We start from the raw sequence: 14,658 nt of genomic DNA on the forward strand, positions 1-14,658 counted from the left end.
TTTAGGTGATTTGATGAAAATTTTACGCTTTAGTATTAAAAGTTTAAGCTTAAGGTTTAAAATTTTATACATTATACTCAAAACTTTAGCCACAACATCTAAAACTTTAGCCTTAAGGCTTAAATTTTTACCTGTCAGACCTAAAATTTCCGCTTAGAGCTTACTGCTTATAGCCTACAGCTTAATGCTTATAGCAAGTTATAAAATTCCCCTGGCTTTGATCTCCAGATATTTATTGATAACCTCAATATTTAAATTTTCGGGCAATGTATAAACAGTATAAATTCCATATTTGCGGAGTTCCTGAATGATCAGTTTCTTTTCAAACTCAAATTTTTCGGCAATGATCTCATCATAAATTTCCTGCATGCTTTCAGGATTTTTATGGATTAATGTCTGAAGTTCGGAGTTTTTAAAGAAAACCACCACCAGCAAATGGTTTTTGGCAATTCCGCGAAGATATTTTAACTGCCGGTTAAGGCCATCAAGAGTTTCAAAATTAGTAAACAGTAAAATTAAGCTTCTCTGATTTAATGAATATTTTACATCCTGATACAACCGGTTAAAATCACTTTCAAAAAAATCTGTTTTGATATTATAAAGCGCCTCTGAGATTTTCCTTAGTTGTCCCGATTTATTTTCGGCAGCAATTTTATTTTCTGTTTTTTTAGAGAAGGTCATCATTCCTGCACGATCGCCCTTTTTCAGGATAATATGGGATAAAGCCATTGTCGCATTGATGGAATAATCCAGCAGGCTTAATCCTTTGAAAGGCATTTTCATCGTCCGTCCGGTATCAATCAGCATAAAGATGCGTTGCGATTTTTCATCCTGAAACTGATTAACCATCAATCGGTTAGTTTTAGAAGTCGCTTTCCAGTTAATTGTCCTGATATCGTCTCCGGGAACATATTCTTTGATCTGCTCGAATTCCATCGTATGTCCCAGCTTCCTTATTTTCTTGATTCCCCCTAACAAAAACTCGCTCTGAATAGCCATCAGCTCATATTTTCTCAAATGGATAAATGACGGATAGGAAGGTAAATTGGCATCTTTCTGAAAATTAAACCTTTTGGAAACAAAGCCTAATGGCGAAGAAACATATACGTTCAGGCTTCCGAAATTGTATTCCCCGCGTTCTTTAGGTTCCAGAAGATATTGAAAGAACGTATTTTTTCCGGGCACAATCTGTTTTTCAATCATGAAATCCCGCTTCTGAAACTGGAACGGAATTTCATCGATTACTTTAACATTAATCTTAAAATCGTAATTATTTTTAATGTCGATTTTCACAGGATTTTCATCGCCGTTTGATAGTTTTTCGGGCAAAATTCTCTGTGCTGCAATGCCTTTATTTTTGTTAAAGACAAAAAGATAATCTACCATTACCGCCAAAAAACATAACAACAAAAGACTATGTGCCCCCCACATCAGAAAAGGGAAGAAAAATGCAAAGACATACAGTATTCCCACTGCAATGAGTGTGTAAAAAAAGCGGGTATTGATGTATAAGTTTTTCATTGGCTATATGCTGTAAGCAATATGCCGTAAGCTTAAAACTGTCAACCGACAACTCTGAGCCAACAGCCAATTTTTATCTTGGAATTTCTATTCCTTCTAAAATCTGTCTGATAATTTCATCGGCGGTAAGACCTTCCATTTCCCTTTCCGGCGACACGATCACTCGGTGTCTTAATACGGCGTAGCTTGCTTCTTTAATATCTTCAGGAGTTACAAAATCTCTTCCTCTTAATGCAGCAAAAGCTTTAGAAGCGGTTAATAACGCAAGACTCGCCCGCGGAGAAGCTCCGAGATACAGGAATTGGTTCTCCCTGGTATTGACAATGATCTTGGCAATATATTCCATCAACTGGGCCTCTACAATGATTTCTTTTACAAGCTGCTGATAATTCTTCAATTGCTGCGCAGTGATTACACGGTTCACAACCTCTGTTTTATCTTCATTCCTGCTTTCGTGCTGATTTTTAATAATCGAAATTTCCTGTGCCAGATCAGGGTAACCAACGTTTATTTTAAACAGAAAACGATCCAGCTGAGCTTCCGGAAGCCTGTACGTCCCTTCGTGTTCAATTGGGTTTTGGGTAGCAACAACCAGGAAAGGCTCATCCATCGTGTAACGTGTACCATCCATCGTAATTTGTCTTTCCTCCATTACCTCGAATAATGCAGCCTGCGTTTTTGCAGGAGACCTGTTGATCTCATCAATTAAGATAAAGCTTGAGAAAATAGGACCTTTCTTAAATTCAAATTCAGAATTTTTTACGTTGAAAACAGAAGTTCCCAAAATATCGGAAGGCATAAGATCCGGCGTAAACTGAATTCTGCTGAAGCCTACATCAATAGTTTTGGCCAGCAATTTTGCAGTAATCGTCTTTGCCACTCCCGGAACGCCTTCAATAAGGACATGTCCGTTTGACAGGAGTGCAGCCAGAAGATGATCTACCATACTCTCCTGCCCTACAATCACTTTGGCAATTTCAGATTTTACCTTATCAAGACTTGTACGAAGCTCAATCATATCAATTCTCGACTGAAACTGATCTTCTTTTTTATCAAGATGTATAGAAGACTGATCTTCTATATTTGGGTTTTCAAAGTTTTCCATATAATATAATTTAACAATTTACCGATGTACCAATTTATCAATCAAGAGAATTGTTACATTGTTATATTTTTAGATTGTTATATTTTTTAAATTATTTCGTCCAGCAATTTATTCATTTTTGCAAGATCTTCTTTCATCACCTGCGCGTAAGGATCCTGTGCTTTTTTGATCAGATTCAGAGCTTCGGCGATCATTTCAACCGGTTTTCCTGTTTTTAGATGAAGCTTTTTTGCAAATTCTTCGTCCAGATGCTGGGTATCAATCAGAAGATCCATTCTCACTTTATTCAGAAAATACTGAGCTTTTTTGGCCATCATATCATGAAAATCACCTTCCTGAAGATACAGATTACCAATACTTTTCACAAAGTCGACGGACGTATTTTTTAAGGGTTCTATGATTGGTACAATACGCTGTTTCCTTTTCGCATTAAAGAAAATAAATAGCACAAGCCCACCCAGCAATATCCACCATGCATATTTCAGGGCCGGATGAGATAGGATAAACCTCAGGAAAAACTGTGAAACTTTCGCATCACTTTCTACAAACCATACGGTTTCCCGGTCTTTCAGGTATGAAAAAACATCCTGTGTATATTTTACGTTTCCGCGTTTTAAAAGATAATAATTCGTGACAAAAAGCGGCTCGCAATGAACATAAATGTTTCCTTTTCCGAATGTAATTTTAATAAAATTGGCCTGATCGGAATTATTCTTCTCAACCGTTTTACCTAACACCTCAACCCCTTTTTTTATATAGGTAAAACCTCTTCCTGACGGAAATTTATCGAGATGAATAAAATCATTCTGATACGTTTTATCCGTAAGCTTTAAAACATTTTCGTCTTCAAAAGAAATCTGTGAATCATAAAAGCCTATGCTGTCTGAAATGTCTTTCGGCATTTCACTCACAATCAGCATTGCGTCAGATCCTTTTGAAACTTCATCGAGAATTTTATTCCATGACTGCTTGTCGATTTCTTCTTCTATGACAAGAATGTTATGGATTTCCTTTTCAGACTGATAATAATCGTAGGGTGTCTGTTCTATTTTTTTAACCTTATTTTTAAAAAGCGTATTGATTTCCCTGTTAAAAACAAACAAACCGAAAGGCGACTTCTGATTGATATCGAAATTTTTTCTCCAGTCCGTACTTTCCGTTTTGTTCACTTCAAACAACGCCAGAATAATCATCACAACGATGAAAATCACAGCATATATTTTGAAAGTTTTTTTCATGATAAAGTTACGGTTTAAAGGATTGATACTGGTTTTTAAATTTCTGATAGCTTTCCTCAGAAATACTGAATTCTCCGTACCATACATAATCAAAAATGTATGACAGATTAAAAAATTCGTCCTTGAGAGGCGCAGATTTCAATTCTGCAACATAATCTTTATTGGTTTTTTCGGGATTCCAGATAATCAGTTTTTTATCGCTTAATTTTTTTAATACAAACAAAAACTGGTACCGCACCGCAGAACGGAAATCTCCGGATTTTTCAAATTTCAGGATGCTCTCAGGAAAATTGATTTCATGGATGTTTTCATGAAGCTCCTCGTCTTTGATATTTACCTTTCTATTTTTCTTTCCAAACAGGAAGTTTCCATCTTTTCCGATAAGATATTTAATGATAAAATAAAGCAGAAAACCGACCAGGATGATCGCAAATAAACGCACGAGAATTCCAGCAATATCGCCGGACTTTGTGAACACAGTTTCACCAAAAATGCTGTTCAGGATTTTTGCAATCTTTGCCATGAGCTTTTGCCACAAAGACAATCGCGGTTTTACTGTCGTATAGTCAAAATCTTTCCCTTTGTATCTCGACTGAATATTGTCTTTAAATTTTTTAGGGTAAAGTGTATTTTCAGTAACGGGCTTTTGCAGCAGGACAGAATCTGCGCGGTACATATTTTTGTAGTGTCCCGTATTCAGAGAATCGATATAAACTTCCGCGACCGGTGGCGGCGGATCGTCCTGTGTCTGCGCATTAATAGGGCCTGCAGAGATAAGAATCAGTAAAATTAAAAAAAACTTATTCATTAATTCCGATGGTATCTATTTCTGCCAGTTCCACTTTTTGATGAAGGTCTGTACGGCTGTCGTAATACATTAATCCAGAATTGATATACAGAACGTTCATCAGCAAAGTTGAAACAATTGAAGAAATCCCGTATAGAATAAAAAATAACATTCCGAAACTTCCCACAAACGGATTATTCTCAAATTGTGCATCAGGAGCAGTGGTAGAAAGTTTTATAAAGAACAGAATCATCGGAATTGAAGAGAAAAATATACTTACGATATAAAACAAAATTGCCATGATAAGTGTCCCTCCCCAATATTTCCAGTATGGAGATTTTTCTCTGCCGTTCATATATGAAAATTGTGAACGTACAGCATAACTCAGTGATTCAAAAAAGCCTCTCTTGCCATTAAAATAATCATAGCAGAGAAATGTAATAATATTGAATAACGTAGGCCCGACAAAAAGCATCAGCGCAAGCCCTATGATAATGAAAATAAGGATGTATGAAATTCCGAAAATAATGGTTGCGCCCGGCAGCACCAGGAAAGTCAATCCGAAATAGGTTGCGATAACTTTTTTCCTGTTTGACTTGAAATCACTTAAAATGTCATCTGCTTTAATATTGATTTCCCCTTCGGCAATTCTTCTCATGTAGAAAACCGGAAATAGGAAATTGATAGTGATCAGTGCTGTAGAAAGTATAAACAGTACTATTCCGGAAATAATAAATACTCCGAGATTATCATTGAAGAACTGTTCAAAATAATAGCTTTGCCCGCTGATATTAGACCCGAAAATAACTCCGAAAAACTCCTTGTAACCGAAGACTATGACAATGACCATAAGAATCAACAGCAAGCCGTTGAGAAGTAAAAAATTTTTAAAGTAATTCTTTCCGTATAATTTGAAAAATGCGAAACTATCTGTTATGAAAGTTCCAAAATCTCTCTTTTTATATAACTGCATCATGGATTTGGGTATTAATTTTTCTGTTGACAATAGAAGGATATATGCAATAGTAAAATCCTATTACGAACAAAGATCCGAAGATAATGATTAAGTTTAAAAACAAAGGCATTTTCAATGCGTGTCTTGTGACATATCCTTCGATAATTCCGGCACAAATGGTAAATGGCACTGTACTTAAGAATATTTTAAATGAATCTTTAAATCCGTACTTAAAAGAATTAAACCTTGAAAACGTACGCGGAAATAAAATAGATGCTCCCAGGATCAATCCGCACATCGCTTCTACTACCATGGAAAATATTTCGAAAACGCCATGAAGCCAGATCCCTCTCGCGCTGTCCTGCAATGCTCCGTAATCATAAAAAAAGTATTGGAAAGAGCCGAGCATCACACTGTTTGATAAAAGCGCCCATAACGTACCCACACCGCCGAAAATTCCATAAATATAAAGTTTGGCTCCAACTCCGATATTGTTGAATATAATTCCGATCGTACTTCCCCAGGTCGAACCACTTTGGTATATGCCGACCGCATTTCCTGATTTTATATTTTCAATCGTCTGATTAACGTATCCTTCTCCTAAAATAACATTGGCGAAATCTTTATCATAGATCGCCGAAAGCACCCCGATAAGCGTAAATAGTGTAAAAAACAAAAAGGCATATCCAAGATATCTTCTATACTGATAAACCAGCAACGGAACCTCAGTTTTGAAGAAATACAGAAGGCGGTTTTCCTCAACCCTTTTTGTTTTGTAAATTTTCTGAAAGATCTGTGAAGACAGATGATTCAGGTAGACTGTCGTGTTACTTTTCGGGTAATAGGTCTGTGCAAAAGAAAGGTCATTGATAAGATTAATGTACAGCGATGACAGGTCATCAGGATTTTTTTTAATTTTCCCCTGGATAACCTGTTCGATTCCCAACCATTTTTCTTTATTTTGTTTAATAAAATAAACTTCTCTCATAACTGTAAGGCTAAAATAATAAAAATTATGTCTCAAATTGCGATTAATACTTCACAAAATGTAAATATTAATTTCAACATTGCCAGTGTTGGAGACCGGATCGTTGCGTTTATTATTGATCTGATGATAAAAATAGCATACGGAATTGCTGTGCTTTATACTTTTTTCAATATACTCGACCTTGGTTATCTGTTTTCCGGTATGGATCAATGGTCGATAATGGCCATCTATATTATCCTTCTTTTCCCTATATTCGTTTATCCGGTCGTTCTTGAAAGCCTTATGGAAGGGCAGACTCCGGGAAAGAAAGTAATGAAAATCCGGGTGGTAAAGATCGACGGTTATCAGGCTGGATTCGGAGATTATCTCATTCGCTGGGTTTTCAGAATCATTGACACCTCTTTTGCGGGAGTAGTTGCCCTGGTTTCTATGATTGTTTCTAAAAACAACCAACGTTTGGGAGATATTGCATCAGGAACGGCGGTCATTTCTTTAAAGAATAAAATCAATATTTCTCACACTATTCTGGAAAATATTAAAGAAGATTATATCCCGACATTCCCTCAGGTTATCGCACTGAGTGATAATGATATGAGAATCATAAAAGATAATTATTTAAAAGCTTTAAGAGTAGATGACCGGCAAATCATCAATAAACTGTCAGATAAAATCAAAAGCATCCTGAAACTGGAAGTCGACCCTACCAAAATGACAGAAAGACAGTTTATAGGCGTTATTATTAAAGATTATAATTATTATACCGGGAAAGATAATTAATTGAGTCAATTATCTATTGGGCTTTGCCAATGAATAGTGAATTAATTCAATCTTAAATTGACGAACGAAAACGAATTGACAATTCACCATCTCGGTGTGGTTTTTGTAGTTTTATGGTCATTAAAACTTATGATATGAAATTTGAAAATAATAAATCAGGAAACGGAGGAGTCATTACTTTAAATAATGAAATTAAAGAAGTAGGCAGGTTAACGTACACGATTTTTCCCGAAGAAAATAAATTAATTATTTCATTTGTATTGGTTCATCCTGAATTTGAAGGTCGCGGAATGGGAAAATATCTCGTAGAAGAAGCCATAAAATTCGCAAGAGAAAACAACTGGAAAGTTTATCCTCACTGCTCTTACGCCAGATCTGTGATGACGAGAATGAATGATGTTGATGATATTTTTTTGAATAAATAAGAATATTTAATTCCCTATAGATTAACAAAGACCGTTTTTAGCGGTCTTTTTTGATTTAATACGATTTATTTCGGAACAGTTGGTATTCTAGGACATTGTACGCCATTACAATTCACAAATCCGCACGGTGGCAGCTTTGGATCACAACATGAGATCACACATGGAGAATTTTTATCTCCTGCATACAGATTTTTCAATTCATTTTTAGACAGAGCCTTAAATTTTTCGATTCCTGATTTTTTCATTTAATAATTTTTTGGTGGTAATAAAATATTGGCTTTCAATAACGTAAAGATAGTTATTTATCTTTTACAATATCAAACCCTTAAGAGATAACTAAAAATGCAAGACCTCATTCAATAGTATGCTTTCAATGTCGTCAGGATAATCTACATGAAAATAAAGATCAGAATTTACCCAATTTTCAATTTCTGTTTTATCTAAAATCTTAGAATTCGGAATTCCCATTTTATCTAAAGCACAGGCATTACATTCCTGCTCATACTGGTTATGGATCGGAATGACAAACAGCTTTTTATCCATAAATAGTGCTTCCGCAGGACTTTCAAAACCTGCGTTACAAAGAATCCCTTCGCAGTTTTCAAAGCTTTTTAGATATTGAATTTCGTCAATAGGAAAAATCTCAACATTATCTTCTTTAAACTGAAGTTTCGAATATTTGGAAAAAACTTTCCACTCAATAGGAATTTGCTTTAAAACTTTAATGATATTTTCATCCGAAAAACTTGGAAGATATACCAGGTAAAAACCTTTTTTGTTTGGATTTAGATTTCTGATTTTTCTTCTGATAACAGGCTTTTTGATCTGCGGATGATAACTTTCAAAATGAAAACCAATTCTTTTTTTACTGGGAACATAATATTTCAGCACCAATTCTCCAAAAAAGTCTCTCTTTTCCGGCTTAGGAGTTTCTTTGAATAGCATGGAAGCTTGGTGACTCAGTTCAATCATCGGGTATTTTCTCATTTTACATGCCCAGCCGGTAAGTGGTTCGTAATCATTAATGATCAGATCATATTTTGAAAGCTCAATTTCATTAATGGTCTTAATTGCTTCAATAAAACTATTATCCGTAAATGTTTTCCGATAGGATAAGCCGCCTGCTTTATTATAGAGTAAGGAAATACCTTTATGTTGATAATTAACATCAAAATCGGCCTTTAATTGTGACTGGTGACCACTTATCAAAGTCTCGACTGAAGCATATTTTTTTAAAAGGGGAACAATTTCCTGTGCTCGCGCTACATGACCATTTCCTGTTCCCTGAAATGCATACAGGATTTTCATTTCGTAAAATTGGTTACTATTTTTAAAAGCTCCTCGCTGTCAATATCTTTGATTTCATCTGTTGTGTCGTCTTTCAGCAAATGTTTGTGATCTTCATAATAAAAGATTTTCCATTCTTTATCATGATATTCCAGAGCGGAAAGATTTTCGATCCAGTCTCCTGAATTCAGATAAGTACAGGAACCTTTTTTATTAACTACTTCACGGATTTGTGGCTGATGGATGTGTCCACAAATTACATAGTCATAATGATTGTCGATAGCCAGTTCAGAAGCGGTAAGTTCAAAATCACCGATATATTTTACGGCTTTTTTCACATTATTTTTAATCTTTTTTGAAAACGAATATTTTTCCCTACCCATTTTCTCCAGAAACCAATTTACAACATTATTGATAACAATTAAAAGATCATATCCTTTTCCGCCGAGTTTGGCAATCCATTTTGAATGCTGAACAGATGCATCGAAAACGTCACCATGGAAAATCCATGTTTTTTTATCGTTAATATCTAAGCAGATTTTGTTGCAGACTTTCAGCTTACCCAATTCGAAGTCGGTAAACTTCCGGAACATCTCGTCATGGTTTCCGGTGATGTAGTACACATCGGTATTTTTTGTCGCCAATGAAAGGATCTTCCTGATCACCTTCAGATGAGGCTTAGGAAAGTAAGACTTTTTGAATTGCCAGATATCAATGATATCACCGTTCAAGACTAAAGTTTCAGGCTGAACAGAATTAAGATATCTCAGTAACTCTTTAGCCTTACATCCATAAGTTCCCAAATGAACATCCGATATGACAACTAATTCAACGTTTCTTTTCATAATCTTATGCAAAGAAACTAATTGAAAATTAACTGTATATGAATGTTATATTATTTTTTACAGCGTTTCCATCATCTCTTCTGTAATTTCCATGTTGTGATAAACGTTTTGTACGTCATCATCATCTTCGAAACGCTCAAGCATTTTCATATTAGCTTTAAACTGCTCTTCATTCACTTCTTTTGTATTATTCGGAATTCTTTGAAGTTCTGCGCTTTTCGCTTCAATTCCTAACTCGTCCAGTTTGTGAGATAAAGAACCGAAATCTTCAAAAGCCGTTGTAATCATTACTTCTTCCTCATCTTTTTCCACATCTTCCGCACCTCCGTCAATCATTTCCATTTCAAAATCATCCCAATCCATTTTGATTTGGGCTAAATCGATGGTAAAAATACCTTTTCTATCGAATATAAATGCGAGTTCACCATTTTTACCAAGGTTACCGTCAAACTTATTAAAAACAGCTCTTACGTTGGCAACAGTTCTTGTAGGATTATTTGTTGTACATTCAACAAAAAAAGCAACTCCGCCTTGTCCATATCCTTCGTAAGTAATTTCTTCGTAGTTTTCTGCATCTGCACCGCTTGCTTTCTTAATAGCTCTTTCAACATTATCTTTTGGCATGTTGGCTCCTTTTGCATTCTGGATACATCTCCTCAATGCAGGATTGGCTTCAGGATCTGATCCTCCCGCTTTTACTGCCAGCGCAATATCCTTTCCTATTTTAGAGAAAGTTTTGGCCATCTTATCCCATCTGGCCATTTTAGAAGCTTTTCTATATTCAAACGCTCTTCCCATTTTATTTTTAAATTTTTAACAAAATTACTTAAAAGTCAACAAAAAAAAATACCCCCAGAAGACTGGAGGTATTTATATTTAGAAAAATTTAATTATTTTTTCTTTTTAACTACTTTTTTCTTAGTAGTTTTTTTAGCAGCAGCTTTTTTAACTTTTACTGGAGCTGGATCTTCGTAGTCTCTTTTCTTAAGAGATTCCCACTGAGCAGCATCTTCAATGGCAGTTACAACTACTTTTCTGTCTACTTGTCTTTCTGCATCAGAAGCGGTAGCAGGGATAGTAGCTTTAGCTTTACCAACACCGATAGATTTAAGAGCATTAGCATCTACACCTCTTGCATCTAAAGCAGCAACTACAGCAGCAGCTCTTTCTCTAGATAATTTCAAGTTGTAAGCTTCAGATCCTTTAGCATCTGTTCTACCTTCTAGTAGATAGTTACCTCCATCTTTCTTAATGATTTCAGCAGCTTCATCTAGAGCTGGTTTAGATTCAGCTTTAATAGTTGCTTTGTTGAAATCGAAGAATACACTTCCTAATTTAGTTTCAACATCTTTAGCTGTTACAGTTTTAGGTTTAGGACATCCGTTGTATTCTGGAAGACCTGGAACTGTAGGACAAGCATCATCTTTATCTAAGATTCCATCGCCGTCAGTATCTGGCCAAGGACATCCGTTATTTTCTGCAGGACCTGCAACTGTAGGACAAGCATCATCTTTATCGATTACACCGTCACCATCAGTATCTGGCCAAGGGCATCCGTTGTTTTCAACCGGACCTGCCACATCTGGACATTGATCGTCTTTATCTGGAACTCCGTCACCGTCAGTATCAGGACATCCCTGAAATTCTGGTAAACCTGGTGTATCAGGACACAAATCGTCTTTATCTAGGATACCGTCCTTATCTCTGTCTCTGTTACCGAATCTGAAGTTTAATGAAGCAGAAGCTTGCCAGAAGTTTGCAACATTAGACTTATCTCCAGGTGTAGAAACGTAATCTCCCTGAACTCCTAAACCGAAGTTTTTAGTTACCCAAAAGTTAACACCAGCACCTGTAGCAACAGTAAAGAAATTTGCTTTACCATTTTCATTACCATTTTCTCCATTACTGATCATCTCACCGTTAGCATCAGTTCTAGGGAAAGTAAGAGACGTATAGTCATGTCTAAGGTAGTTGGCACCAACTCTTAAATACGGATCGAACCAAGATTCTTCATCCCATAAAAGACCTGCAGCTTTTGCCTGGAAACCAAGACCTGTCATTAACATGAATTCTTTACCCATGTTAAATCTCTTGTTTTCAACGTTACCTACAGTAGTTTGCCAATCGATTACTAAACCTTTACCTATGTTTCTAGCAACAGTAAGCTTAGATAATGGAGGAGTAATAGAGAAGTTGTTCATGTTGAACATTGTCTTCGTCAAATTATTAGCAGAGAACGTATTACTGAAGTTACCTCTCTGTGCCATATGGTTTTCCGCGTGAGCACCAACTCCGATTAACCACGGATTGTTGGTAGTCTGAGCGAACACAGTAGAAGCGACAGTAAGCGCCAATGCTGAAATTCCTAATTTTAGATTTTTCATAGAATTAAATGATTAAATAATTGATAATGCAAAATAAATATAATTTTTCTTTATATACAAAGTTTTTCCGATGATTTTTAACTTTTCTTTAATATTCTGTCGAGGTTTCTTTTATTTTCTCTATCTTTAATGCTCTCCCTTTTATCAAAGAGTTTTTTCCCTCTTCCAAGAGCAATCAGCACCTTTGCTTTTCCTCTGTCGTTAATATATAATTTTAAAGGTATAATTGTGTTTCCTGCATCCTTTAATTTCTTCTCGAGTTTCTGAAGTTCTTTTTTGTGCAACAGCAATTTCCGTTCCCTTTTTGTTTTATGGTTGTAAAATGTACCCAATTTATACTCATCAATCATCATGTTAATAATGTACAGTTCCCCATCAATAAACTGGCAGAACGATTCTGCGATGGAAGCCTTGGAAGAACGCAAAGATTTTATTTCCGTACCTGTAAGCACCATTCCTGCCTCATATTCTTCCAGAATTTCGTACTCGAATCTGGCTCTTCTGTTAAATATATTAACTGTCTTTTCGATCTTCATCTTAAAAATTTCTTTTTAAATATATAAAAAATACCCCACATTAAAAACTTGAATATTACATTATTACGAAATACCCAAATTCTTTTCGTATTTTTGCGCCAAATTTACAAAACTATATGTTAACAGTATCTAACTTATCTTTACAATTCGGGAAAAGAGTTCTTTTTGACGAGGTAAACATTATGTTTACGAAAGGAAACTGCTACGGGATTATCGGAGCAAATGGTGCAGGAAAGTCTACATTCCTTAAAATATTGACAGGAAAACAAGACCCAACAACAGGACACGTATCTTTGGAACCTGGGAAAAGAATGTCGGTTCTGGAGCAGGATCACTTTGCTTATGACCAATATACGGTGCTAGAAGCGGTTTTGAGAGGTAACAAGAAATTATTCGAGATAAAAGAAGAGATGGACGCGCTTTATGCGAAAGAAGACTTCTCTGACGAAGACGGAATTAAAGCAGGAGAACTAGGTGTAATCTACGACGAAATGGGTGGCTGGACTGCCGAATCTGATGCGCAGACAATGCTTTCAAACGTCGGTATTAAAGATGATATGCACTGGCAGATGATGAGCGAGCTTGAAAACAAGGACAAAGTAAAAGTTCTTTTGGCCCAGGCGCTTTTCGGAAATCCTGATGTGTTGATTCTGGATGAACCTACGAATGACCTTGACATCGATACAATTTCATGGCTCGAGGATTTCCTTGCAGATTATGAAAACACAGTAATCGTTGTATCTCACGACCGTCACTTCTTAGACACAGTATGTACACATATCGGTGACCTTGATTATGCTAAGTTAAACCTTTATACAGGTAACTATACTTTCTGGTACCAAGCGTCACAATTAGCAACAAGACAAAGAGCCCAGGCTAATAAAAAAGCGGAAGAGAAGAAAAAAGAACTTCAGGACTTCATTGCGAGATTCAGCTCAAACGTTGCTAAAGCCAAGCAGGCAACGGCGAGAAAGAAAATGATCGATAAATTAAACATCGATGATATTAAACCATCTTCAAGAAGATACCCGGCAATCATTTTCGAAATGGAAAGAGAGGCGGGAGATCAGATTTTAGATGTTAAAGGTTTAGAAAAAACGAAAGATGGCGAATTATTGTTCTCAAATATCGATTTAAATCTTAAAAAAGGAGACAAAGTTGCGGTATTGTCTAAAAACTCATTAGCCATTACAGAATTTTTTGAAATTCTAGCAGGAAATACTGAAGCAGACAAGGGAACTGTTGCCTGGGGAGTTACCACAACACAGTCTCATATGCCTTTAGACAACACCAATTTCTTTCAGGAAGATTTAAGCTTGGTTGACTGGTTGAGACAATTCACCAAAAATGATGAAGAGCGCCATGAAGAATTCGTAAGAGGATTTTTAGGAAGAATGCTTTTTTCAGGTGATGAAGCCTTAAAATCTTGTAAAGTACTTTCCGGAGGCGAAAAAATGAGATGTATGTTCAGCCGAATGATGCTTCAGAAAGCAAACATTCTTTTGCTGGATGAACCGACCAACCACTTAGACCTTGAAAGTATCACGACTTTGAACAACTCATTGTCTAATTTCAAAGGAAACATTCTATTGTCTTCTCATGACCACGAAATGCTTTCCACAGTCTGTAACAGAATCATTGAGTTGACTCCGCAGGGAATCATCGACAGAGAAATGACTTACGACGAATATCTTGCCGATAAAAAGGTAAAAGAATTAAGAGAAAAAATGTATTCTTAAATATTTAGAAACCGTTCATCCACTGAGCGGTTTTTTTTAACATTTAGCCCAAACAATAAACTTTCCTTTTA

At 35.9% G+C, this 14,658-nt stretch carries 15 protein-coding genes; 3 read left to right on the forward strand and 12 right to left on the reverse strand.

The features are described 5' to 3' along the window. Positions 1 to 198: 198 nt before the first annotated feature. The 6 genes from ACWNCI_RS12500 to ACWNCI_RS12525 form a co-directional block, all read right to left on the reverse strand. Positions 199 to 1,521 (reverse strand): DUF58 domain-containing protein, encoded by a 1,323-nt coding sequence (locus tag ACWNCI_RS12500; RefSeq protein ID WP_449388557.1) that lies wholly within the window; start codon positions 1,519 to 1,521, stop codon positions 199 to 201. A 73-nt stretch (positions 1,522 to 1,594) separates the two neighbouring features. Continuing rightward, positions 1,595 to 2,626 (reverse strand): AAA family ATPase, encoded by a 1,032-nt coding sequence (locus ACWNCI_RS12505; protein ID WP_449388558.1) that lies wholly within the window; start codon positions 2,624 to 2,626, stop codon positions 1,595 to 1,597. 86 nt (positions 2,627 to 2,712) lie between these two features. Continuing rightward, positions 2,713 to 3,864, reverse strand: a complete 1,152-nt coding sequence (locus tag ACWNCI_RS12510) for a hypothetical protein (protein WP_449388559.1) — start codon at positions 3,862 to 3,864, stop codon at positions 2,713 to 2,715. A gap of 7 nt (positions 3,865 to 3,871) precedes the next feature. Beyond that, entirely contained in the window at positions 3,872 to 4,672 is an 801-nt protein-coding gene (locus tag ACWNCI_RS12515; protein ID WP_449388560.1) for a DUF4129 domain-containing protein, read from the reverse strand. Beyond that, positions 4,665 to 5,627 carry a DUF4013 domain-containing protein gene (locus tag ACWNCI_RS12520; RefSeq protein ID WP_449388561.1) on the reverse strand — a complete coding sequence of 321 codons (963 nt, stop codon included), beginning with the start codon at positions 5,625 to 5,627 and terminating at the stop codon, positions 4,665 to 4,667. The genes ACWNCI_RS12515 and ACWNCI_RS12520 overlap by 8 nt, the downstream gene beginning before the upstream one ends. Then, positions 5,611 to 6,594, reverse strand: coding sequence for a stage II sporulation protein M (locus ACWNCI_RS12525; protein WP_449388562.1), 984 nt, complete (start codon positions 6,592 to 6,594; stop codon positions 5,611 to 5,613). Before ACWNCI_RS12525 ends, ACWNCI_RS12520 begins: the two co-directional genes overlap by 17 nt. A 27-nt stretch (positions 6,595 to 6,621) precedes the next feature. Between ACWNCI_RS12525 and ACWNCI_RS12530 the strand changes: the two genes are divergently transcribed. Then, the gene (locus ACWNCI_RS12530; protein ID WP_449388563.1) at positions 6,622 to 7,371 is read left to right on the forward strand and encodes an RDD family protein; all 750 of its coding nucleotides are present in this window, start codon (positions 6,622 to 6,624) and stop codon (positions 7,369 to 7,371) included. 134 nt (positions 7,372 to 7,505) lie between these two features. Further along, complete coding sequence (locus ACWNCI_RS12535; protein WP_449388564.1) at positions 7,506 to 7,796, forward strand: GNAT family N-acetyltransferase; 291 nt, start codon at positions 7,506 to 7,508, stop codon at positions 7,794 to 7,796. Between the two features lie 65 nt (positions 7,797 to 7,861). Here the strand turns inward: ACWNCI_RS12535 and ACWNCI_RS12540 are convergent, their stop codons facing one another. The 6 genes from ACWNCI_RS12540 to smpB form a co-directional block, all read right to left on the reverse strand. After that, on the reverse strand, positions 7,862 to 8,041 hold the full coding sequence (locus tag ACWNCI_RS12540) for a hypothetical protein (protein ID WP_449388565.1): 180 nt from the start codon (positions 8,039 to 8,041) through the stop codon (positions 7,862 to 7,864). Between the two features lie 91 nt (positions 8,042 to 8,132). After that, on the reverse strand, positions 8,133 to 9,104 hold the full coding sequence (locus ACWNCI_RS12545) for a glycosyltransferase family protein (protein WP_449388566.1): 972 nt from the start codon (positions 9,102 to 9,104) through the stop codon (positions 8,133 to 8,135). Further along, positions 9,101 to 9,928, reverse strand: a complete 828-nt coding sequence (locus ACWNCI_RS12550) for a UDP-2,3-diacylglucosamine diphosphatase (protein WP_346983980.1) — start codon at positions 9,926 to 9,928, stop codon at positions 9,101 to 9,103. Before ACWNCI_RS12550 ends, ACWNCI_RS12545 begins: the two co-directional genes overlap by 4 nt. Before the next feature lie 57 nt (positions 9,929 to 9,985). Next, entirely contained in the window at positions 9,986 to 10,726 is a 741-nt protein-coding gene (locus tag ACWNCI_RS12555) for a YebC/PmpR family DNA-binding transcriptional regulator (protein WP_346983979.1), read from the reverse strand. Between the two features lie 92 nt (positions 10,727 to 10,818). Further along, on the reverse strand, positions 10,819 to 12,312 hold the full coding sequence (locus tag ACWNCI_RS12560) for an OmpA family protein (RefSeq protein WP_449388567.1): 1,494 nt from the start codon (positions 12,310 to 12,312) through the stop codon (positions 10,819 to 10,821). A 77-nt stretch (positions 12,313 to 12,389) separates the two neighbouring features. Further along, positions 12,390 to 12,848, reverse strand: a complete 459-nt coding sequence (gene smpB / locus ACWNCI_RS12565; protein WP_076391926.1) for an SsrA-binding protein SmpB — start codon at positions 12,846 to 12,848, stop codon at positions 12,390 to 12,392. 116 nt (positions 12,849 to 12,964) lie between these two features. Here smpB and ACWNCI_RS12570 point away from each other — a divergent pair, with 116 nt between their 5' ends. Beyond that, entirely contained in the window at positions 12,965 to 14,587 is a 1,623-nt protein-coding gene (locus ACWNCI_RS12570; protein WP_346983977.1) for an ABC-F family ATP-binding cassette domain-containing protein, read from the forward strand. Positions 14,588 to 14,658: the final 71 nt, after the last annotated feature.

It is taken from the genome of Chryseobacterium lineare (assembly GCF_977014045.1).